The organism is Acinetobacter sp. CY17, from assembly GCF_059515825.1.
In genome coordinates, this window is the sequence record NZ_JCAKMX010000020.1 from 1 (window position 1) to 23,171 (window position 23,171).

Annotated in this window: 17 protein-coding genes, 1 pseudogene and 1 other annotated feature; of the genes and pseudogenes, 10 read left to right on the forward strand and 8 right to left on the reverse strand. The window is 36.9% G+C overall.

Annotated elements, in window-relative coordinates:
* The 7 genes and pseudogenes from AC5YCI_RS12865 to AC5YCI_RS12895 form a co-directional block, all read right to left on the reverse strand.
* Positions 1-1,023: pseudogene (locus AC5YCI_RS12865) on the reverse strand (IS3 family transposase); the annotation flags it as partial.
* Positions 632-748: a sequence feature (AL1L pseudoknot), on the reverse strand. It overlaps the preceding pseudogene by 117 nt.
* On the reverse strand, positions 998-1,657 hold the full coding sequence (locus AC5YCI_RS12870) for an NAD(P)/FAD-dependent oxidoreductase (protein ID WP_496175621.1): 660 nt from the start codon (positions 1,655-1,657) through the stop codon (positions 998-1,000). The gene AC5YCI_RS12870 and the pseudogene AC5YCI_RS12865, both read right to left, overlap by 26 nt.
* Before the next feature lie 372 nt (positions 1,658-2,029).
* A complete protein-coding gene (locus AC5YCI_RS12875) occupies positions 2,030-3,790 on the reverse strand; it encodes a UvrD-helicase domain-containing protein (protein ID WP_496175622.1) in 1,761 nt (586 codons plus the stop codon).
* Positions 3,774-5,726 carry an ATP-dependent nuclease gene (locus AC5YCI_RS12880; RefSeq protein ID WP_496175623.1) on the reverse strand — a complete coding sequence of 651 codons (1,953 nt, stop codon included), beginning with the start codon at positions 5,724-5,726 and terminating at the stop codon, positions 3,774-3,776. The genes AC5YCI_RS12875 and AC5YCI_RS12880 overlap by 17 nt, the downstream gene beginning before the upstream one ends.
* Positions 5,727-5,753: 27 nt before the next feature.
* Positions 5,754-9,194 (reverse strand): DEAD/DEAH box helicase family protein, encoded by a 3,441-nt coding sequence (locus tag AC5YCI_RS12885; protein WP_496175624.1) that lies wholly within the window; start codon positions 9,192-9,194, stop codon positions 5,754-5,756.
* A 31-nt stretch (positions 9,195-9,225) separates the two neighbouring features.
* Positions 9,226-10,338, reverse strand: coding sequence for a restriction endonuclease subunit S (locus AC5YCI_RS12890; protein WP_496175625.1), 1,113 nt, complete (start codon positions 10,336-10,338; stop codon positions 9,226-9,228).
* Positions 10,335-11,816 (reverse strand): type I restriction-modification system subunit M, encoded by a 1,482-nt coding sequence (locus AC5YCI_RS12895; protein ID WP_496175626.1) that lies wholly within the window; start codon positions 11,814-11,816, stop codon positions 10,335-10,337. Before AC5YCI_RS12895 ends, AC5YCI_RS12890 begins: the two co-directional genes overlap by 4 nt.
* Positions 11,817-11,982: 166 nt before the next feature.
* Between AC5YCI_RS12895 and AC5YCI_RS12900 the strand changes: the two genes are divergently transcribed.
* Positions 11,983-12,627: a hypothetical protein gene (locus tag AC5YCI_RS12900; protein ID WP_496175627.1), complete on the forward strand. Its 645-nt coding sequence runs from the start codon at positions 11,983-11,985 to the stop codon at positions 12,625-12,627.
* Here AC5YCI_RS12900 and AC5YCI_RS12905 read toward each other — a convergent pair.
* Complete coding sequence (locus tag AC5YCI_RS12905) at positions 12,624-12,842, reverse strand: helix-turn-helix domain-containing protein (RefSeq protein WP_496175628.1); 219 nt, start codon at positions 12,840-12,842, stop codon at positions 12,624-12,626. The two genes, AC5YCI_RS12900 and AC5YCI_RS12905, sit on opposite strands and share 4 nt — an antisense overlap.
* 128 nt (positions 12,843-12,970) lie before the next feature.
* Here AC5YCI_RS12905 and AC5YCI_RS12910 point away from each other — a divergent pair, with 128 nt between their 5' ends.
* The 9 genes from AC5YCI_RS12910 to AC5YCI_RS12950 all read left to right on the forward strand — a co-directional run bounded on the left by AC5YCI_RS12910 (position 12,971) and on the right by AC5YCI_RS12950 (position 23,171).
* Positions 12,971-13,426 carry a hypothetical protein gene (locus tag AC5YCI_RS12910; protein WP_496175629.1) on the forward strand — a complete coding sequence of 152 codons (456 nt, stop codon included), beginning with the start codon at positions 12,971-12,973 and terminating at the stop codon, positions 13,424-13,426.
* 127 nt (positions 13,427-13,553) lie between these two features.
* Positions 13,554-13,748, forward strand: a complete 195-nt coding sequence (locus AC5YCI_RS12915; protein WP_496175630.1) for a DNA-binding protein — start codon at positions 13,554-13,556, stop codon at positions 13,746-13,748.
* A gap of 52 nt (positions 13,749-13,800) precedes the next feature.
* Positions 13,801-15,471 (forward strand): IS21 family transposase, encoded by a 1,671-nt coding sequence (gene istA, locus AC5YCI_RS12920; RefSeq protein ID WP_496175631.1) that lies wholly within the window; start codon positions 13,801-13,803, stop codon positions 15,469-15,471.
* Positions 15,468-16,220 carry an ATP-binding protein gene (locus AC5YCI_RS12925; protein WP_496175632.1) on the forward strand — a complete coding sequence of 251 codons (753 nt, stop codon included), beginning with the start codon at positions 15,468-15,470 and terminating at the stop codon, positions 16,218-16,220. Before istA ends, AC5YCI_RS12925 begins: the two co-directional genes overlap by 4 nt.
* A 667-nt stretch (positions 16,221-16,887) precedes the next feature.
* On the forward strand, positions 16,888-17,754 hold the full coding sequence (gene purU / locus AC5YCI_RS12930) for a formyltetrahydrofolate deformylase (protein WP_168402193.1): 867 nt from the start codon (positions 16,888-16,890) through the stop codon (positions 17,752-17,754).
* Positions 17,751-18,641, forward strand: coding sequence for a bifunctional 5,10-methylenetetrahydrofolate dehydrogenase/5,10-methenyltetrahydrofolate cyclohydrolase (locus AC5YCI_RS12935; protein ID WP_496175633.1), 891 nt, complete (start codon positions 17,751-17,753; stop codon positions 18,639-18,641). Before purU ends, AC5YCI_RS12935 begins: the two co-directional genes overlap by 4 nt.
* A 41-nt stretch (positions 18,642-18,682) precedes the next feature.
* Complete coding sequence (locus AC5YCI_RS12940) at positions 18,683-19,921, forward strand: FAD-dependent oxidoreductase (protein ID WP_496175634.1); 1,239 nt, start codon at positions 18,683-18,685, stop codon at positions 19,919-19,921.
* 11 nt (positions 19,922-19,932) lie between these two features.
* Positions 19,933-20,262 (forward strand): sarcosine oxidase subunit delta, encoded by a 330-nt coding sequence (locus AC5YCI_RS12945; RefSeq protein WP_496175635.1) that lies wholly within the window; start codon positions 19,933-19,935, stop codon positions 20,260-20,262.
* Entirely contained in the window at positions 20,259-23,171 is a 2,913-nt protein-coding gene (locus tag AC5YCI_RS12950) for an FAD-dependent oxidoreductase (RefSeq protein WP_496175636.1), read from the forward strand. Before AC5YCI_RS12945 ends, AC5YCI_RS12950 begins: the two co-directional genes overlap by 4 nt.

A 23,171-nucleotide genomic window follows, 5' to 3' on the forward strand; every position in this document is an offset into this window, starting at 1 on the left:
TCACCGTTTCAGCCAAAGCATTATCGTATGAATCACCCGTTGTACCGACTGATGCTCGTAAATTTGCTGCTTCTAAACGATTGGTATAGCGAATGGAAAGATATTGCACACCTCTGTCGGAATGATGAATCACATTCTTTGGCATGCCTCGATCATGCAATGCTTGCTCCAGTGCATCAAGTACCATATCTGTATTCATCCGTGTTGATACTTTCCATCCAACAATTGCTCGCGAGAACACATCAATAATAAAGGCGGTGTAGACCCAGCCAGAATGGGTTTGAATATACGTAAAGTCACTGACCCATAATTGGTCAGGTCGATCAGCACTAAAATTCCGTTTCACTAAATCATCTGCTCGTTTTTGATCATCTCGGCTGCGGGTAGTTTGTTTATTCTTACCACGCCAAACACCTTGTATATCTAGCTTTTTCATCAATCGAGTAACTGTACAACGTGCAATAACATAGCCTTCACGTTTCAATTTTTGCCAAACTTTACGTACACCATATCGACCTAAACTTTCTTTCCAAATACGTTTGATTTGCTCTGCATGATGTAAATCATGCAGAGTACGTTTCGCTCGATGTTCTGGGTTATCAACGAAATCTAAAGCCCGATAATAGGTCGAAGCTGCAATCGGTAAAATTCTACAAATCGCTTCAACACCATATCGATCTTTATTGTTATGGATAAAATCCACCATTATTTGTGTGGGCGGTCGAGCTCCGCCTGGGCGAAAAAAGCGGCTGCTTTACGTAGAATTTCATTGGCTCGTTGCAGTTCTTTATCTTTGCGTTCAAGTTGTTTAATGCGTTCCTGGCCTGAAAGCTGCTGTACTTTGACTGGATTCTGTTGATTCAAATGCTTCTGATGCCAGGCACGAAGTGTTTCAGGAGTACAACCAATCTTAGGTGCAATTGCGGTGATTGCAGCCCAAGTAGAAGGATAATCTTTTTCGGATTCAATCAATAATTGAACCGCTCTTTCTCTGATTTCAGGGGTATATTTTAATTTTGTCATAGGGATAGTCTCTCAGAATATTGACTCTCCGATAAACCCGGTACGGTTCAGTTCCCGGTGTATATAAAGCCTTCTTATAAAAATGGGTGCCGAGGTGTTCGGGAATATATTTTTGTTCTATAACTTGACAATCTTGCCCCAAACTTTCTAGCCCTTTTCTATAGGCGTCTAACACAGCCAAACCCCGAGGCTCTACAGCAGCTTGATACTTACCTGCTGGGTCAATTTGGCAATCAATATGATATTCTTTAACTAGCTTCTGAATAAGCTGCTGTGCAGATTGATTTAATTTTAAGTTCATTCGTGCAGTTTTGGGATCTCCTATATAATCATGCGCCCCAATATCATGAGGCAAATCAATCATAAATCCTGAGTTATGTCCAGAAGCCCCATAGCCTACAACTTGTGCTTCAACAAGTACAATATGATCATCGGGGAAGTTTAATGCAAGTTGTCTTGCGGCAGCGAGTCCGGTCAAACCAGCACCTATGATTACCCAGTCTGCTTTTACAAGTCCACGTAGTTGTGGTTGGGGGATACGCTCAGAACTCAAGTGAAACCATGCACATCCATCGTCATCGGCGGGTGTTGAGCTTATTCTTGCCATACTTAAATAATAGAAAATCCGTTTCATTATTTTTAACCTCAGTGTGATGTCTTTCATATAACGAAATGGGCAATTTTTATAACAAAAAAGACATCAACAAAGATTTCATAAAAAACTAAAATTTACATAAATAGTTGATGTCTCTAAAAGTATTTATTTTCTATTCGATAAATTGACCTTTTTCTTATATTTTTAGCCCTAAAATTTACTCGTTTTGTACTTTCTCGGTGATTGCTAAGAAAAGGGATCTTGTAATAAGTAAAGCTTGAACTACAAGATTTTCGAGACATGATTGCATATTCTTATCTAATTGGATACTGAATGGCACACACTATTGGATACTAATTCTTATCCTACTTGGACACTTTTATCTGTTAAAGAAATATGTAAATTAGTGGGCTAATAATCTAATACTTCGAATCCTAAACTTTCTAATTTCTTCTGATCAGAAGAGTTTAGTCTTTTTACACACCACACTAAAATATGCTTTGGTCTAGATGATGCAACATAAGCAAATCTTGCAGCCTCAGATGTACTATCTTCAATCCAATGAGACCAATGTGTACCAGTTCCATTCCGTGTAGGATTTGAAATCAGCATGGTAGCCTCATGTGTTTCACCTTTAACACCATGGATAGTTGATTTTCTGAATTTGATATCCAATGCATGATTTTTACGATGATAGGTAGATATACAATTACTTGCTTTACCACTTGGAGATTGAATTTTAAGGTTAGATTTTTTTAATGCTTCATAAATTGTAGTAAGAACAAATTCTTGCTCACGTAAATTGATGATTACAGCATTAAATTTTTTGCACCAATCTGTCCATGAACTAGTTTCTAGTTTTAGGCCATTACTTAATAAGTACTGAATAGATTTATAAAGAAATAATCTCCACTCTAATTCAGATTCAATAATTTGAGGACAATTATAGTCGCTTGATTTAGTTTCTAACTGAACTTTATTTTTAATATACTCTGAAAATTCAATCAAAGATTGATTAATTGCTGTATAGCTTGTTTCATCAAAGTTTAAAAGAGAACTCAGTAAAAACTCTGATGAAAGCTTTGGTGTATTATCTATAATTGATAATTGATTTAGAGTCTGATGGCCTCTAGCCACTAAAACTCGATTGCTATACTGTTTTGTTAATTCATGAAAATGTGGAATAACCTCACTAGGTGAATCTTGATACTGAAGTGCAAAACATGATTGTTCGGTTGATGTGAAATTAGCTTCGATTGAACCAGATTCCATAATCTTAGTAGCAATATTGACAATTTTCTGACAGCTTCTAAAGTTTTTAGTTAATTGAATTTCTCGAAAGCCATTGTCAGTTATAAAATTAATAATGTCATTAGGATCGACATCTCTAAAGTCATATATAGATTGATTAAGATCTCCAATAAAATGTAATTTTGTTCCGTTCAGCATCATAGCTTTCAATATACTTAATTGTTCAAAGGATAGATCTTGGCATTCATCAACTATAATTAATGGAAACTTTTTAGATAAGTTAGAAACATAAAGTTTAGTATTTGTAAATTGAGTGAGAACTTTCTCAGCTAAATATTCTATGTCTTTATGTGTTAAAAACCCTGCATTAAGACATTGATTTTTCGCATTATAAATATCATTAATTTGCCATTCCTCAAAACTCATAGCATTGAGAGTTCTATTTAGTATTTGATCTGGCGTATGAAATTTTAATTTACTTGTTCTGCCATCAATTTCTACCCGATGTCCTGAAATTTTTTGATGCCCGTATTTATAATGCGTCAAAAAAAATAACTGTGAATCGTAGTTCACTACTTTAAATGAATAATCTCCATGCTCGCCTTTATATTTAGAAATATCTTTAGCAAGTGGATTAACAATATTCTTGAGGATAAAGCTATCAAATGTTCCTATAAAATGGGGATAGGTTGATTGTGCTTTTATTTTCTCTTTAATTCTATGCTCAATTTCTTTTGCAGCGCTTTTAGTAAAAGATAGAACAGCTATCCCACTAGGAAAATTTGCCCAACTCTCAATTTCATTTGCTACTCGTTGAGCAATCGTTTCAGTTTTTCCACTGCCAGGACACGCATTTAGAAAAACATTCTCTGTAATTTTTGCACGTTCAATATAATCGAGTTGTTCAACTGTATATTTCATCTAACTCTGCCTCAATAGAAGATTTGTCTAATGAACAAGCCCAAAGAATCGCATCTTCCAGATATTGAGGTACTTTTAGCTCAATATCTCCTAAAGAAATTTTATCTGCTAAAATTTGAGCAAAATAACCCTTACCAATATTGTCATCATCTATTCTTTTTAATATTTCAAAGGCATAGCCTGCTTTATTTTCTGGAGTAATTTTTAAGTAATCAGCTTCAAATATTGTCTGTAAGCCTTTTTTTACAGTTCCTTCCGATGGCCAAAGATCATAAATAATTTTAGCCATAACTTTTGCATTATACTCTTCCATTGCTAAGTCATATTCTAAGGTTTTATATCCAGCTACAAAGAGACGCGCATAATCAGAACTATTAATACTTTCCACTAATTTGAGGGCATGATTTTTTCCTTCTATTTTATTTTTTTCAGAAGGTGGCTTATGATCATATTTTACTTGTTTTTTTTCTTCTTTACCCGTCTTTGAATCTTTTACTATCTCTTCTAGATAATAGTGTTGCTCAGGATCTAAATCTGTAACTCCTGCACAACGGATAGGTATATTCAAACCTACTTGATCTTCTTGGACATCTGGCACACCTATAATATTACAATAAAGGCGCATAAAGTGATTAAAATATATTCCATTAAGATTTATTACTGAAACACCATAGTCTTCTATATTATTAATCTCTTTATTTTTCAATACTATTTTAGCTAACTCAGGAATGATCATTTGTTCAGCTATACCTTCAACTAGAATCACTCCGCTCGCAAAAAGTAGGTTGGATTTTGTGATATCTAACCAGCGATTAAGAAAATTCAAGTTATTATCAGCTAAACCACATTCAGCTAAAGGTGTTGCAGTAGGATTATCATTCTTAGTTAAATGTATAATCTTATCTAAATGTATACTTGAGGCTAATACTGTCGAGTGAGTCGTAACAATAACTTGTACTTTATGTTCATTTGCTACTTTCTCTAGATGATTTAATAAACGAATTTGTATCTGTGGATGTAGATGTGCTTCAGGTTCTTCAATCAGTAAAAGTCTATATAGTGATTCTTCTTTAGTTAACGTTAGTTCTGCAAGAATAGAAGCAATATACAATAAGTTGTTATATCCTAGACTATTCTGGCATAAGTCTCTGAACTGATCTGCTTCAGCAGTTGTTATTTTAGGGAAGAATATTAATCTTAAATTTTCAACAATTTTAGAAAATTCATTTTCAACAAATTGTATATGTGTTGATTGACTAAAATTCTGTCCGATAGCTTCAAGTAAGTGATTAGCAATCAATTTATTTGCTTTTTTAATGCTAGAGTCTGCATCGTCAATAAGGGATTGATTAAATTCTTTAAACTTCTTTTCTAACGGATGTTGCTCTTCAGCTTTTTTACATTTCTTAATCTGATCGGCTTCAATAAACTTTAACAATTTCGATAAACGAGATTGTCGTCCATTTACTAGTTTTGATTCCGCATCTCGTAAGGGGGGTAAATAAATACAATGAATTTTGTCAAATAGTTCAATATCAAATTGTGATGATTTAGAATTCCCACCCCAAAAACTTTTTTTGAAGCGTCCACGTAACTCCTTATTTAACACCTCTAAGTTTAAAATTACGTTATTTTTAGCATCACTCCACTGTAGAAAGGCTATAGGTTCAGCCTCCACTAAATCATCAAATTCGACTTTTATTTTGAATGAATCAGAAGCTATTGACTTTTCTTTAAAAGGTTTATTAAAGTCATCTGAAGAAATATTGTATGAACCTGATTCAGTATCTAGGAATAGTTGACGAAAAGAGTTGATAATACTTGTTTTACCAGCTCCATTTTCCCCAACAATTACGTTTAACCCTTTTCTAAAGTTGATTTCAAAACAATCTGAAAAACAACGATACCCCTGAATTGATAATTTTTTAATATGCACAGCTTTACCTATTTAATTATTTAAAATTTATGCCACAGCTTCATTAAATGCTTCAACAACCCCAAATATGTTGTCAGCATCTCCATCCGCAAACACACCATCAATCCCTTCATAGTGGATCTGATTAAATGGAGGTTCGTATAATTGTGCTGCCTCTAGCACACCATTTTTTGTCAAATGCTCAATCAACATTTCCACAAAGCGAATCTGTTTTTCGTTATACATTGAACCTTGTAAATACTTAGAGAATGCTTCTTGTACCGCTTGACGATCTAAGCCCACCAAAGAGCGAATGAATAACGGTAATGATTTTTCTGTGCCAAAACACTCTTCAAACTTATCTCGGCTTTCTACTTCCTGAGCTTCAAAGACAAAGCGTTCTAGTTCGCTTAAATCAGTCGGTGTAAGCGCCAAACCACGCTTTAACTTTGCGATGGTAATGTGATTTTCATTGGCTTTAATAAAGCTTTCAACACGCTTACGGTATTGAGCAAGGTTTACTCCACTTGAAACGACTGGAATATCGACTGCTTGCATCTCTCCAATTTCATCATCAAGCATAGAGTAGACAATCGTTGAGGTTGATTTTTCGATGAGTTTTACCAAACCACGAATACGCTTACGCATCGCCTCTAACATTGGCAAAGTGATGCCTTTCCAATATTCCAAGGTTTGGATGTCTTGGATCAGCACAATTTGTTCTGCAACCACAGGAATATTTTCTTTGCCTTCTAACTTAGAGGCAATTTCAATCACTCTATTGGCATAGTTTTCAATTGCCTTATTATTCTTTTCCAATACAGCAATTTCTAAGTTGTAGCACAACATATCGAAAAGTTTAGCTTCTAAAGTTTCAGGCTCAAGCTGATTTGGTAGTTTAGAGATGTGTTCTCGTAATGTACCAATGGCAAGGTCATCTAAATTGTTCCAAGCATCGTCTTTTTTGAAATGTTCAACATGCTCAAGCTCTGACTTCACAATAAAATTATCATTCTTCATGGACTTTACTTCAGTCTGTAAACTCTGACGTATCTCTTGCTGTACAGCTTTCAATTCTTGGGTATCGTAATCTTTCGCATTGAGTAAACTCAGGATATTCAAACGAGCCTTAAACAGACGCTGTCCAAGGGGTTCTGTAGTTGATACAGGCGCACCATCTGGATTTTCATTGAAGTATTCAAAGTTAGAACAGTAGTCGAAGATATAAAACTCTTTTTTATCATCTTCAGGTGCAAATAGATCTTCACAGAGTCGTGTACCACGCCCAATCATCTGCATAAACTTCACTTTAGAGCGCACTGCTTTAAAGAACACCAGATTGACCACTTCAGGCACATCAATCCCTGTATCCAGCATATCCACTGAAATGGCGATTTGTGGCTCAGCTAAATCCTTCTTACTAAAGTCATCAATCAGGCTTTGCGGATATTTGGTGGCATGGGTAATCACACGAGCAAACTTACCATCATATTGCGGATAGTTTTCATTGAAGCGATCAGCAATAAACTGGGCATGTTTTTGATTGACGGCAAAGATAATGGTTTTACCAAGACGATCACCGCCTTCGGTTTTAATGCCATTTTCCATCAAGTGCTTGAGCATTAAATCAATCGTGCCTGTATTAAACAGCTCTTTATTAATCTTGGATGCTGAGACTTCTTCAGGTGCATCTTCATCGCCCCAATTTAGGCTATCCCAATGTTGTTTTTCTTCTTCAGAGAGTTCGTCATATTTCACGCCCTCACGCATAAATTTAAGCGGAACAGAATAGGCTTTCGGTGGCACAAGATAGCCATCGGCAATGGCTTGATCAAGGTCGTAGTAATCAGTCGGAACACCGCTTTCCAAGCCAAACAGTGCGTATGTATCACGATCTACTTCATCTCGTGGCGTTGCGGTTAAACCAACAAGCAAACTATCGAAGTATTTAAAAATCTCGCCAAATTTTTGATAAACGCTGCGGTGAGCTTCATCAATAATAATCAGGTCAAACATACCTGTGCCAAATTGTCGTGTACCGTCCGCATTTTTTTCGTCAATTAAGCCGATCATGGTTTGATAGGTAGAGAAATAGACTCGACCGACTTGGTTCTTGTCTTCAAGTAAATTGACGAATGAGGCATCTTTTAAATTGGCTTTAAAGGCATTGTGCGCCTGATTGACCAATGAAGTGCGGTCTGCAAGGAATAATACCTTTTGCACTACATTGGCTTTCATTAGCACATCGACCAGTGCAATGGCAGTACGTGTTTTACCTGTGCCTGTTGCCATAATCAGTAAGCCTGCACGTTCTTTACGTTGATAGGCTGCAAGCATGGCTTTGATGGCACGAGTTTGGTAGTAACGCTCGACAATATCTGTATTGATCGGGAAGCTGCTTAAATCAGGGTTGTTCTTACGTCTTTCGATCAGACGTTTGAGTTCTGCCTGCGTATAAAAGCCGTGAACTAAGCGTGGTGGACCACCTTGCACATCGTTCCAAATTCGGGTTTTGTAACCATTGGTATAGAATATGACAGGGCGTTGTCCTGTTTGTTGTTCTAGGCAGTCTGCATAGAGTTTGGCTTGTTGTTGTCCAATATCAGGGTCGGTTGATGTGCGTTTTGCTTCAACCACAGCCAAAGGCAAGCCATTGGCATCATACAGTACATAATCCACTGCACCTTTACCCGATGGACTCGGCATACCTGTTACAGCAACTTCCTCTCGAACCGTTGTGCCAATTTCCCAGCCTGCTTCTTCAAGCATGAGGTCAATTTTAAGTTTTCGAGTTTCGTCTTCTTTATAGTCGGTATGGTCTTCGATTTTGCTGTTGGCAATTTTGGCTTGTTCAACGTCTGCACGTTTTTGTGCAAGTTCAGCATCTATATTGGCTAATAGTTTTTCACGCTCTTCTAAACTTGCGGACAGTTCAAATAGTTTTTGTTCACGTTCCCGTAAAGCTTTATGTTGCTCCGCAAACTGTTTTTCTTTGGCTTCGGTTTCTTTTTGCAGTTGTTCTTTGTTGGCAGTAACTTGCTGAGTATTGTCAGCATTTGGTATTAGTTTTGGGTTAAATAAAATCGACTGTGAACGGTCTTTTGAAGGTGAACCATAATTACGTTCAAACCACACATACATCAAAAATAAATGGCTGATGTGTTTAACGGTTTCTTCTGTAGTGAGTTGCTTGAACTTTTTCCCATGTACGGCACTATTGCCGACCATGCGGATGTTGTCCATTTTATCCCAAATATAGGCTGGAATCAGGTCTTTAAATTTGAGGTCGTTGAGTAGATTTTGCAGTTTTGAGTCATAAGGCTGGGTGAGTTTTTTGTCGTATTGATACAGCCACAGCACAAGGTTTTCAAGTGAGTTACGTGCCGCAGCAAGAGCAAATTGGGGGGATATATACACAAGCTTTTCGGCTTCTTTGGCTGTGGCTGCTAAGCTTTTAAATTCAGGTTCTAAAAACTGAAAGTTGCTCATGTATATATTCCCTCATATTTTTAATTAAATGTTATAAAGTACCGTTAAATGCTTGGTTTTGTAGTGATTTGAATAAATCATCTGCTTGATTCAATGCAAGTTTAGATTTGATTTTTAAACTTTCAATCACTTCACACTTTTGGACAAAATAATTTTGTTCATCTAAGGAGATATTGAATACTATAATTTCTTTTAAATCCTTAAGATTTAGCGTTTTTTGGGCAACTCCACGCACTAAACGATCTGCCTGTCGTCTGACACCATAACTTGATAACATCTTTTCCAAAAACTTAGGATTTACCTTATCGAAACTAGGTTTGATATGTGCAATATGTCTTTGAAAACAAAATAATTGATCACTTTTAACCCTAGCTACATTACCATAACTACCAACAGTTGTATAAAGAATGTCATTCAACTCAATTTTGGTACTTTTTGTTAATGAATCATACGTGACTTGATCAATAAACTTTTGAGAAGAATAATCAATTTCTCCATCAACTATATTGCTGATAAATAAAAATGGAATGCCTTCTGTTGTCCATTTAGGACTTTGATGTGTGCCATCAGTAATTTTTTTGCATAAATCCAATAAGGCAACTGTTTCTAATCCTTTTAAGTTATCAATAGGATCGCCAAACATATCAATAAAAGTCGCTTGTAAAAGCTGATCTAACTTTTCAATCGCTTGCTGACGTTTTTGGCGTAACTCATCCGCTTGATCTAAAATAGATGCAATTCGACGTTGTTGTTCAAGTGGTGGGAGGGGGATTTCAATTTTTGCAATATCTTTTGCATAAACATGCGGTTGAGCCGCTCCAGCCTGTAAAGAATATAGGTAATCCTGCTTAAACTTCAAAAAATAATAAACATAATTGATATCAGCTAACTCATTAATCACTTCAACGGTTGAGCAATCAGAAGCAAAAATAGGAACTTGCCAAAAATTAACGTATCCTGCACTTGCCCCTGATGCGCTTACTGTAATTGTATTTGCATCACGATTAGCTTCATTATGTGAAATTGTAGAGGTCTTACCACCTGCAACTACAGGTATATTTCCAGCTTTAACCTGATTCTTAGTGATTGTTGAACCTCTGCGTATTAAGCAAACTTGATCCAATCTCATTTTAAGAAAACTCACTTAAGCATCTCCTTAAGCGTAGCCATTCCTTTTAAAATATCCTGCTCAAGCACTTCTAAATCCGCCAGAATTTTACTTGGTGCTTCATATTCCACTTGTTCATACACCACTTCCTTATAACGGTTAATCGACAAGTCATAACCATTCGCAGCAATATCGGCTTTATCCACCATAAAGCTTTGCTCTGTGGCTTTACGGTCTTTTTCACCCTCTAAGTTTTTAAAACGGGCAATAATGTCAGGAATGTTGTTATTTTCATGCTTTGAACTATCTAGCTCATTGCGCTTATCATCAAGCGAATAACCATCCGCCTGCATATCATAAAACCAAACTTTGTCCGTACCGCCCGACATGGTTTTGGTGAAGATCATAATGGCAGTGGAAACCCCAGCATAAGGCTTAAACACACCTGACGGCATGGAAATAATGGCTTCAAGCTTTTGCTCTTCTACAATCTTTTGACGCAAATCTTTATGCGCTTTCGATGAACCAAATAACACGCCATCAGGCACAATCACCGCAGCACGACCACCTGTTTTTAACAAACGTAAAAACAAAGCTAAAAATAGCAATTCAGTCTTTTTGGTTTTAACGACTGCTTGAATATTCTTCGCACAGCTTTCGTTGTCCAAACTGCCTGCAAATGGCGGATTGGCTAAAATCAAACTGTATTTTTCAGCAATATGCGAATGCGCTTCACTTAAAGAATCACGGTTTTCAATACTTGGGTTTTCTACACCGTGCAGCATCATGTTCATTGAACCAATGCGAAGCATGGTGCTGTCAAAGTCATAACCAAAGAAAGTGTCTTCACTAAAGCGTTTCGCAGATTCAGGGTTGGCAAAAATTTCAGTCGCGTAATGATCGTTTAAGTATTCACTTGCCGCTACAAGGAAGCCTGCTGTACCACATGCAGGGTCACAAATAGTATCGGTTGGTTTTGGCTGCATCAATTCCACAATCATCTTGATAATATGACGAGGGGTACGGAACTGACCGTTTTGACCTGCTGATGCAATTTTACCAAGCATATATTCGTAAATATCACCCTTGGTGTCTTTATCATCCATAGGTACATCAGCAACCAAATCCACCACTTTGGTGAGTAGCGCAGGCGTAGGAATGGTAAAACGAGCATCCTTCATGTGATGGCTATAGGTGGTTTCGTCTTCTGCACCTAAGTTTTTGATGAATGGAAAGACTTCATTGGCAATAGTATTGTAGAGCGTTGTAGCATCACCCAAAGTAACAAACGTTGACCAACGTAATTTGTCTTGTTCAGGCGTAAAAATCGGTTGCTCAACTTCTTTTTTTAAACGGTTGGCTTTCTTTTCTTTTGCAATCTGAATTTCATCCAGTCGGCGAATAAACAGCAAATAGGTCATCTGCTCCATGACTTCTAATGGATTGGAAATACCGCCACTCCAGAAGGCATTCCAAATTTGGTCAATTTTGCTTTTAATTTCGCCTGTAATCACGTAGATAACTCTCAAATTTCTTTGAGCATATTGTGTTGGATTTGCAGGGAAAAAACTAGAGAGATCATCTCAACACGCCAAATTATGACGTGTTAATTTATTTAAGCCTATTTTTTTTTGAAAACATTTGTTTAGATGGACAAAACACTTTAGGTAAAATTTTAATATGGAATGGTTGAAATTGCTGATCGAATCTCTGCTCGGTCTAGGGGTGTTAGGTATAGCATTTAAATGGGTATTTTCCCCTAGATTTCGTATCAGCTTAAGAAAGAAAAATTTTCAAGAAGATAAAAATGAGCTAGATACATACCTGGAGGGTCATAAACGCTTTCGAGAAAATTTAATAACGCCAATACAATTCCAATATGTCACAAATAGTTTTTTAGGAACAACGAAATTTCACTATAGTTTATTTAGTGATCGAATAGAAAAATTATGGAACTTTAATAAAGTATTGTCAGATCTAAACTATAGTTATTTTTTTGTTAAGCAGGTTATTCATGATGATCAGGCTTCTTTAGAATATATTTTTAAACAAAAGACGCTTAAGAAAATTATGTTTGGTGCTATCAGCATATTTTTTCTGGCGGTATTATTTTATATAGGGCTAGTTATTTTTGAAATTTTTTTCTTAAATGAGCTACTCTCCCAAAATAAAATAGATAAAGAAACGTATATGATTTATAAAGGTTATTCAATTGTATTGTATGTGATTTTAATTTTTGGAGCGTCATTTTTTGGTGGTAAAGCAAGCACAGCTATTGCGTTAAAAGACACTTTTGATATTCAAGAGAAAAATGAACAACGCTAAAAATCTAACATTGGCAAAAGCTCTTGAGGGCTAACTTGGAGAATTTTTGCAATCTCATACAGCTTCTCAACCGTAAGGTTTACCTCTCCACGCTCGATACGACCGACATAGCTACGGTCTATTCCACATTGGAGCGCTAAAGATTCTTGGGTAATTTTTAGTTCTAATCTTTTACTGCGTATTAACTGACCAATTGCAATAGATAATTCAGTCATTTGAAACCAATTATTCAAAAAACAGAAATATCAACAATTGAGGATTATATATCCACGGACTATAATCCTCTTTTTCTTTAGATAAACTCCATATGTTTAACTTTTATCTTCCACTTGAAGAATATTTCGTGAAAATACTACTAGAAAATAAAATTGCAAATTGGGAAGCAAAATTATTTTGGTTAAATATTGAGCATTTAAATCTAGTAGTCGATAAGGGTTTAAGGCAGAAGATGTACAGTGGGTTAAGGGTTTTAACAACAAATGGTTATTTAAAGGCCGAACATTGTAGATATAATGAAAAAATATTTTTATACACTGAGACAATAAAACTCTATGAATTTAGGAAACAAGTTTTAGCTAAAAATTATAATAATTTACTTAAAAATGAAAAAAAATTAATTAACAAAGAGTTAGAAGATTTTGAGGTTCAAAATAAATTCATTGATGAGTTATATTTAAAGTATCCAGAATTAGCTCCTCAGTATTTTAATTTGAAAGGAAAAATAGCTTTAAGTAGACAACATGCAGATGCTAAGCTTAAAACCCTTGAGAGTTTAATTGATTTAGTGAATCAAGTTTAACAATAAAAAAATTAAACCTTTAATAATTAAAAATAAATAAAAAACATAAATTTACGTAAAAAATTAACTTGAATAAGGTTGCTTCATCACTTATTTTGTCGTCAAGTTTGTTCAAAATTTATTATATATGATCAGGTCAATCCAACAAGTTAGAGATTATTTTTCAAGCAATGGTATGTCTGTTGCTCAATGGGCTAGAGATAATGACTTCTCTCCAGACCTAGTCTATCGAATTTTAAAAAATAATCGCATTCCAAAGCGAGGAGAAAGTCATAAAATTGCAGTGAAATTAGGTATTAAGGAGCATAAAGCTATGGATTGATTTTGTAATTACTCTTTTTTAATGCAGAAAATATAAAGACTCATGCTGGAACATGAGTCCTTATAAATTTGTCTTTTACTTGGTCGTCCAAGACAAATTCATTCTAAAAGACATTGGTATCTCAATCAATGGCTTAGGGTGTTTTCTGTCTCTTTTTTTAATTTTTGAGACTATTAAGATGAAAATACCTGTTCTAATACAACGAAAAATTTTTGAGTTGTTAACACAAGGTCATACACACAGACAAATCGCTAAACGCGTAAAAGTATCACCAACAACTGTGGGTGTTATTGCAAAAAAACTAAATGAAATCCAAATTCCTATTCCTGAAGTATTTGGTTTATCTAATCAACACTTTATTGAGATTGTTCAAACTAATGTCGTCAACGGTTTACAGAGATGTAAACCCATACCAGATTTTATATATATCAATGATCAAATGAAAATCAAAGATATGACGCTAAAGCAATTGTGGCTTGAATTTAAAGAAGCGCAACCTGACGGTATTTCATATTCTCGCTTCGCCAAATTGTATAAGCAATGGTTGAAAAAGTTACACCCCTCTATGCGTCAAAACTTTACTGCTGGGCAGACATTGCTAGTCGATTTTTGTGGAAAAACTATGCCAATCCACAATCCTGATTCAGATAAAGTTAAAAATGTTCAAATCTTTGTTGGTGTGTTAGGTGCATCAAGTTTAATTACAGCAATTGCTGTAAATACTCAACAAACACATGATTGGTTGAAGTGCTTTACAGCCACCTTTGATCGGATTGGTGGTGTGCCTAGAGAAGTCATTACAGATAATTTAAAAGCCGCTGTTATTAAAACAGGAAGAAAAGGCACGATATTTAATAGAACTTTTGAACAATTTGCTGAATATCATAATTTCGCGATCTTAAATACTCGTCCACGAACCCCTCAAGATAAAGGACTTGCAGAGGTTTCTGTTCAAATTATTCAACGTTCAGTTTTGGTAAAATTAAGGAATAGAAAATTTTTCTCACTGGACGAGCTACAAAAGACTCTTGATATAGAGGTTGATAAAATAAACCGAGGCATAACTAAGCGTTTTCCAGAAAGTCGCTGGGATCGTTTTAACCGCTTTGAGAAAAATCAATTATTAGCTTTACCAATTTCTCCATACCCATTTTCAAAATGGATCTTTGAGCAGACAGTTTCGGAATTTTATCAGTTTACAGTTGATGGAAATATATATTCAGTTCCATATACTATGATTGGGAAAAAGCTAGATATCGCTATTACAAGCTCTAAAGTACAATTTTTTTATGAAAATGAATTAATTACCTCACACAAGATACTAGATGGCTCTGGTGGAGCAAGTATTCTAGAAGAGCATATGCCAGCTAATCATAGACTTTATAATGCTTTAAGCCCAGCTAGTATTAAGCAATGGGCAAAATTAATTGGACATTATGTTTATACGTTTGTTGATCGCCTTCTCAACACATCTAAGCAGCTCGCTAGAAATATTAAATCTTTGAATAAACTGAGAGATTATGTTCTAGAAAATAAACTTGACTCTGTACTAGATCAGGCTTGTGAGTATGCATTGAAGTATAATTTATTGGCAGTGACAGACTTATTGTATGTGCTCAAAAATCAAAAATATATCCAAACTATGAACATTAATCAAAAGGTTAGTCAGACCACCCATGCAAATCTTCGTGGTGCCAATTATTTCGGAGGTGATGCTAGATGACTACAAAGAGTGTTGTCGCACAAAAAATGCAAGAATTAAAGCTAAATGGTTGTTTAAATTGCTTTGTTGATCATTATGATGAAATGATCAATAGTAAAAAAACTCTGTTAGAAATTCTAAATGAGCTATTAATAGCTGAGCAAAATGCTGTTAGTAACCGAAAAGTTTTGGCTTTACTAAATAAGTCTAATATACGATATCCAACAAGCAGCCTAACAGAAATAGATTGTTCTAATAAAAAAGGACTTACAATTGATATTCTACAAAGTTTTGCTGATTGTGAGTGGATCAATTCAAAACACAACCTAATTTTTACAGGTGCAACTGGTATAGGGAAAACTTGGCTTGCTTCAGCATTTGGGACTAATGCATGTAAATTGGGCTTTAAAGTTCTTTTTTATAATACTACTGAGCTATTTGAAGAGTTTAATACAGCAGTACATTTGGGGACTGTCACTATCTTAAAGAAGAAATTGCTTTCAAGTAAACTACTAATTCTTGATGATTTCGGCTTATCTCAAGTTAGTAACTCATGGATGGCACATTTTATTAGTGTGATCGACAAGCATAGTGATAACGGTTCACTTCTTATTACAAGCCAATATGAAACAAATATATGGTTAAACCACTTTGAAGATCAAACTATGGGCGAAGCATTGCTAGATCGTATTGTTCATCGTGCCCATGTATTTAATCTGGAAGGTGAATCTATGCGAAAAAAAAGAGGTAGAAAAATCTTAGATATTTAAGAATTTACTGTCCAAGTGAAGTGACACTCTAATTTATTTAAAAATTCATTAGAGTGTCCAACTAAAGTGCGAATGGGTGTCCAACTAAGTATTGATTTTGCAACATGATTAAAGTAAATAGTCAAAAATAGTGCATATCAGCTCATACTGTACAAATTAGATGCAATTTTTATTCATGCTAGCAAATGGAAGACTCTCTATCTACTTTAATTGACATTATTTGTTTGCTCATGTATTGGCGCATTAATTGCTTAAAATTGGATAGTTTGCTTATGTAATATTTAGAAGAACTAGACTAGTTGAGCCAAAATATTGAGCTTAAAAATTTTGGAGTGATTGGTTGCAGTTCTTTAGAAATTTATATCTATAACAAAAATAAAATGATTAGCACATGTAGCAGTTGAGTTTTCATTTACTCCACCTCTCCAAGTGTGATGCTTACTTATCACTATGAAAAATTTGGTATCCTTTTTGGTTAAGTATGAGTACTGATGATAAAGGTATAAAATAAATAAAATATTCCTTTTGAGAAAAAAATATTCATAAAATTGTAGACAGTTTAAAAAAAATACAATATAAATTCCCCTAAAGAAATATATTTTCCTAAAAAGAAAATTAAACCAAGCAATTCAGACCTCATGAATGAAAAGTTTTAAGGGAAATCTCCATGCTACACTTAGATCCTGCACAATACATTCTTAAAATTACCTGTCCAGCTGCCTCAGGAATTGTGGCTGCAGTAAGTGGGTATTTGGCAAAAAACCAGTGTTATATCAGTGAAATGTCACAATATGATGATGAAACTACGGGGCAGTTTTTTACCCGGATTGTCTTTCGTTTTAATCAGGGGCAAGGGGATATTGAAGCACTGAAAATGGGATTTGCTGAGGTCGAAGCACAATTCCAAATGCAAGCTGACTTCTATGATTGTCAACGGCCAATGAAAGTTATGATTTTAGTCAGCAAGTTTGACCATTGTTTATTGAATCTTCTCTATCGCCATCACAAGGGTGAACTTGATTTTGAAATCACTGCAATCGTCTCTAACCACTTGGATCTACGTCCAATTGCAGAACGCGAGGGGATTCGCTTTATCTACTTGCCTGTCACTAAAGAGACCAAGGCGCAGCAGGAAGCTGAGTTACTCAAAATTATTGATGAAACCAAGACTGAGTTAGTGATTCTAGCGCGTTATATGCAAATTTTATCTGATGATCTATGTCGTCAGCTCTCAGGGCGTACGATCAATATTCATCATTCATTCTTACCTGGTTTTAAAGGTGCTAAACCTTATCATCAAGCATTTAAACGTGGCGTAAAGTTGATTGGTGCTACAGCGCACTTCGTCACAGGGGATCTTGACGAAGGTCCTATTATTGAGCAAGAAGTACAACGGGTTGATCATGCCTACCTACCAGATAATTTAGTTTCAGTCGGACGAGATACTGAAACAGTGGCGCTGTCTAAAGCGGTGAAATATTTTGTTGAACATCGTGTATTCCTTAATGATGATCGTACGGTGGTGTTTAAATGAATAATATTGTCAACCTAGATGCTCAAGCAAAAATCATTGATGGTAAAGCAATAGCGAATAGCGTGTTAGATGAGGTCAAAGCCGAAGTCGAACAGTTTAAGACTCAAGGGATTGAACCGTGTTTAGCTGTAGTTCTAGTGGGGGATGATCCAGCCAGTCATATCTATGTGCGCAATAAAATTGAAAAAGCATATTACGTTGGAATGCGTTCCTTAGAGTTTCGTTTAGCTGAGGATACGGATCAACAAAGCTTACTTGATCAAATTGATGCTTTAAATCGAGATTCATCAGTACACGGCATTTTAGTGCAATTACCCTTACCTAAGCAGATTAATGAAACTGTGGTACTAGAATCTATTGATCCTAAAAAAGATGTCGATGGCTTTCATAGTGAAAATGTGGGTGGCTTAAGCCAAGGTCGCGATGTACTCACACCTTGCATACCTACAGGTTGCATCCGTTTACTCAAAGATACTTTGGGAAATAATCTAAGTGGATTAGATGCTGTGGTTGTTGGTCGCTCGAATATTGTGGGTAAACCAATGGCTGCGTTATTACTCAAAGAAAGTTGTACCGTCACTGTTATACATTCCAAAACCAAACAGATTCAAGCTTTATGTCAACAGGCTGACATTGTAGTGGTAGCAGTGGGTCGTCCGCAGATGCTTGATGCAAGCTATTTCAACCCAAATGCTGTAGTCATCGATGTGGGTATCAATCGTGTTCAATTGAACGAGAAAAATTGCTTAGTTGGGGATGTAGACTTCCATTCAGTTCAACATCAGGTCAAAGCCATTACGCCAGTACCAGGCGGAGTAGGACCTATGACGATTGCATACTTAATGAAGAACACGCTGAAAGCGGCCAAAATACAACAAAAAATTTAAAAAAATAAATTAGGTATCACGGATGCCTGGGAGGAATATATATGCCACTTGGACTACTTAAATATGGATTAAGCAGTGAATATCCCGTTGAAGTGGACTTACCTCCACCGAAAGAGCTCAAGAAAAACTATGATGTCATTATTATTGGGGGAGGCGGTCATGGCTTGGCAACTGCGTATTATTTAGCAAAGTATGAAGGTATTACTAATATTGCTGTGCTTGAGAAAGCTTATCTTGGCGGAGGCAACACGGCGCGCAATACTGCTGTGATTCGTTCAAATTACTTAACTTCAGAAGGAGTTAAGTTCTATGCCGAATCTGTAAATATGTTTAAAAATCTCTCCAATGAATTTGATTTTAATATTATGTATTCAGAGCGAGGACAGCTCACCCTTGCCCATACTGATGCGACCGTACGTGCTTTTCGTCAGCGTGCTGAAGTGAATAAACATTTTGGTGGTCGTACAGAGCTGATTAATCGTCAGCAAATTAAAGAATTGGTTCCTTGTTTAAACTTAGATCCTGCGCATTTACCTGTTCTTGCTGGGTTATGGCATATGGATGGGGCAACTGCACGCCATGATGCTGTCGCATGGGGCTATGCCAAAGAGGCAGCCAAGCGTGGTGTCGAAATTCACCAATTGACAGAAGTTCAAGATTTTGTCACTGAAGGTAACCGTGTGACGGCAGTTAAAACCAACCGTGGCACAGTGCAATGTGGCTGTGTGGTACAAGCGGTTGCAGGGGCATCGAGTTTATTAATGCATAAACTGAATATTCGTGCGCCCATTCATACGTTTCCACTGCAGGCCATGGTTACCCAACCTTTTAAACCCTTTCTAGATCCATTGGTTAGTTCATCGGCATTACATTGTTATGTACAGCAAACGAGCCGTGGTGAAATTGTGTTTGGAGGTGGGTCAGATCCGTATCCCCTATACAACTCTCGTTCCACATTAGACTTAAAAGAAAGTCTACTCGCACATGCAATTGAGATGTTCCCATTTATGGCAAATGCCAAACTCATGCGGCAGTGGGCTGGTATCACTGATATGACGCCAGACTATAGTCCGATTATGGGGCAATCTCCATATGATAACTATTATTTAGATGCTGGTTGGGGGACTTGGGGTTTTAAATCAACGCCAATCTGCGGCAAAACTATGGCTGAATTAGTATCCACAGGGAAGACACCAGCGCTTATTAAACCATTTGAACTATCTCGATTTAGCCGTTTCCAACAAGTCAATGAAATGGGCGCAACCGCCGCAAGTCACTAAGGAGAAGCAGCATGAAAATAATGATTTGTCCTTTAAACGGGCCACGTAATATAAGTGAATTCATTTACGGGGGCGAGGTGCGTGATATTCCAGACCAGAATACTTGCACAGATCAAGAATGGGCAGACTATGTCTTTAATAAAGATAACCAAATTGCGATTGTACGTGAGTGGTGGATGCATGCGCCAAGTAGTTATTGGTTTATTGCCGAACGCCATACTGCATCGGATGAAGTGATTCGGACTTATGACCCAAAAGAAATTTTTAACCAGCGTATAGAATTTGGCGACACAGCCACAAAACCAATGCTTAAACAAAAAGAAAAAGGAGCAGTCGCGTGAATAAAACAAACTTAGAACGACTATCAGCACCTTATGGCGTATGGATTGACCGTAATCAGCAAGTACAATTTGAATTTGATCAACAAAAATTTAATGGCTATGCAGGAGATACGATTGCAAGTGCTTTGATTGCGAGCGGACGTTGGATTATGTCACGTTCATTCAAATATCATCGTCCACGTGGACCTTTAACTATGGCAGGTCAAGATGCCAATACACTTATACAACTACCGCAAGAACCTAATGTATTGGCAGATTGTACAGAAATTCAGGATATTACGACGTCTGCAGGACAAAACTATTCTGGTTCTTTAATGAAAGATAGTGATGCTTTCCTCGGTCGTTTTTCTAAATTTATGCCTGTTGGTTTTTATTATCGCTCTTTTTATAAACCTAAGGGGGTATGGAAACTATGGGAACCATTGATTCGAAAAAAAGCAGGTTTAGGGGTATTAGATCTTAATTTTGAGCCCGAATACTATGACAAAGCTTATCTATTTACCGACGTTGCCGTCATTGGAGCTGGCCCTGCAGGTCTTCAAGCAGCGCTAACAGCTGCTGAAGCTGGACACAAAGTTCTACTGATTGAGCAAGAAAAAGCATTGGGTGGAAGTTTAAACTACGCACGATTTGATATCGCAGGTCAACTTGCAGCAACACTACGTACCAAACTGATCACTCAAGTTGAGGCAAATGCGAATATCATCGTCCTTACAAAAGCAGTATGTAATGCATGGTTCACTGATCACTACTTGCCTGTGATTCAAGGCAAACGTATGTATAAAGTGCGTGCTAAACAGTGCATTGTAGCCAGTGGTAGTTTTGATCAACCTGTGATCTTTCGCAATAATGACCTCCCTGGTGTGATGTTAACCAGCGCAGTTCAGCGTCTAGTTCATTTGTATGCAGTGAAACCTGGGCAGAAAATTGCGATTTTAACCGGTAATGATGATGGCTATTTAGCCGCCCTTGATCTGGTTCAAGCGGGATTGAATGTAGTTGCGTTAATTGATATGCGTTCAGGTGCAACCAATAAAGCATTACAACAGGTGATACAAAAGAAAAAAATTCCATGTTATTTCAATAGTACGGTGTATGAGGCATTACACAGTAAAGGGATGTTGCATCTCACAGGGATTGATGTACGTCAAATTACGGCAGAAGGGGTAGTGTCTGAGCATGCTCATTATTTGAAATGTGATGTATTGGCCATGTCTTCGGGTTATATGCCAGTGTATCAACTCTTATGTCAAGCAGGTGCAAAACTAAATTATAATGATCGTGATGCTGAATTTACCATTACAGGGTTGCCAAAAGGCCTGCATATTGCAGGTTCTGTCCATGGTGTGCATGCTATTGAAAATGTATTAAAAGATGCTCAACATACTGCACAAAATGCGATACGTTCAATCCAGGACACATCGGATATCGCAGATGAATTAATTTTCAATGAGGCACCTGTTAATTTCTTTTGGCCCATCTTCCAACATCCTAAAGGTAAGGAATTTGTCGATTTTGATGAAGACTTACAGGTGAAAGACATTATTAATGCCACTAAATCTGGTTATCGTGATGTGCAGTTGGTCAAACGTTTTTCTACAGTAGGCATGGGGCCATCGCAAGGACGTCATTCGGCACTTCCAACAGCGCGTTTGGTAGCAAAATATACCCATCGTAGTATCAGTGAAACTGGGGTAACCACAGCCCGTCCGCCATTTAGTGCAGAAAAGTTAGCGCACGTGGCTGGACGAGGATTTGACCCTTATCGTCAGACGCCAATGCATCAACGTCATTTGGCGCTCGGTGCACACATGATTCCTGCAGGGGTATGGCAACGACCAGCCTATTATGGACCTGCTGAAAAGCGTAGTGAAAATATTGCGCGTGAAGCATTAAATGTTCGTCAAAATGTCGGCATCATCGATGTCTCAACTTTGGGTGGTTTAGATATTCGTGGTCAGGATAGTGCTGAATTTTTAAACCGGTTATATACCTTTGCCTTTGCTAAATTACCCGTAGGTAAGACTCGCTATGCAGTCATGGCAGCAGAGGATGGTGTAGTGATTGATGATGGTGTTGCAGGAAGATTGAGTGAGCAACACTTTTATGTAACAGCGACAACGAGTGGCGTGGATCGTATTTATCAACAAATGTTGAAGTGGAATGCACAGTGGCGCCTCAATATCGATATTAGTAATGTGACCACCGCATTTGCTGCCGTGAATGTAGCAGGCCCAAATTCTCGTCACTTAATGCAGAAAGTCTGTCAGGACGTTGATTTTAGCAATGATGCTTTTCCATACTTAAGCCTAAGACTAGGTACCCTACATGGGGTCCCGGTGCGACTACTACGTGTAGGCTTTGTTGGTGAATTAGGTTATGAGATTCACTACCCATCACGTTATGGAGAATTCGTTTGGGATCTCTTAATGGAGGCTGGTAAAGAGTTTAATATCCAACCGTTCGGAGTTGAAACGCAGCGCTTACTTCGTTTGGAAAAAGGGCACATTATTATTAGTCAGGACACTGATGGTATGACTCATCCAAAAGAATGTGATTTAAGTTGGGCGGTCGCAAGATCAAAACCTTGGTTTGTTGGCAAGCGTTCTATCGAAATTTTGGCATCACAACCGTTAAAACGAAAATTAGTCGCTTTTGTATTGGATAAAAAGCATAGTCAGCCTTTAGAGGGGCACATTGTACTCAATGGTAATGACATTACAGGCAATATTACTTCCTGTGAGTATTCACCAAGCTTAGATAAAATTATTGGCATGGCGTATGTTGGAGTGGAACAAAGTGAAGTCGGGCAGCAGTTTCCCATTCGTGTCGAGAAAGGGCAAATAGTACAAGCAACAGTGGTTAAAGCTCCATTTTATGATCCAGAAAACCAACGCCAGGAGGTTTAA

What these genes read in the sequence shown, in the direction of transcription:
- AC5YCI_RS12870 (WP_496175621.1), bottom strand. Translation starts at nt 1,657, where the DNA reads ATGAAACGGATTTTCTATTATTTAAGTATGGCAAGAATAAGCTCAACA.
- AC5YCI_RS12875 (WP_496175622.1), bottom strand. Translation starts at nt 3,790, where the DNA reads ATGAAATATACAGTTGAACAACTCGATTATATTGAACGTGCAAAAATT.
- AC5YCI_RS12885 (WP_496175624.1), bottom strand. Translation starts at nt 9,194, where the DNA reads ATGAGCAACTTTCAGTTTTTAGAACCTGAATTTAAAAGCTTAGCAGCC.
- AC5YCI_RS12900 (WP_496175627.1), top strand. Translation starts at nt 11,983, where the DNA reads ATGGAATGGTTGAAATTGCTGATCGAATCTCTGCTCGGTCTAGGGGTG.
- AC5YCI_RS12905 (WP_496175628.1), bottom strand. Translation starts at nt 12,842, where the DNA reads ATGACTGAATTATCTATTGCAATTGGTCAGTTAATACGCAGTAAAAGA.
- AC5YCI_RS12915 (WP_496175630.1), top strand. Translation starts at nt 13,554, where the DNA reads ATGATCAGGTCAATCCAACAAGTTAGAGATTATTTTTCAAGCAATGGT.
- istA (WP_496175631.1), top strand. Translation starts at nt 13,801, where the DNA reads ATGAGTCCTTATAAATTTGTCTTTTACTTGGTCGTCCAAGACAAATTC.
- AC5YCI_RS12925 (WP_496175632.1), top strand. Translation starts at nt 15,468, where the DNA reads ATGACTACAAAGAGTGTTGTCGCACAAAAAATGCAAGAATTAAAGCTA.
- purU (WP_168402193.1), top strand. Translation starts at nt 16,888, where the DNA reads ATGCTACACTTAGATCCTGCACAATACATTCTTAAAATTACCTGTCCA.
- AC5YCI_RS12935 (WP_496175633.1), top strand. Translation starts at nt 17,751, where the DNA reads ATGAATAATATTGTCAACCTAGATGCTCAAGCAAAAATCATTGATGGT.
- AC5YCI_RS12940 (WP_496175634.1), top strand. Translation starts at nt 18,683, where the DNA reads ATGCCACTTGGACTACTTAAATATGGATTAAGCAGTGAATATCCCGTT.
- AC5YCI_RS12945 (WP_496175635.1), top strand. Translation starts at nt 19,933, where the DNA reads ATGAAAATAATGATTTGTCCTTTAAACGGGCCACGTAATATAAGTGAA.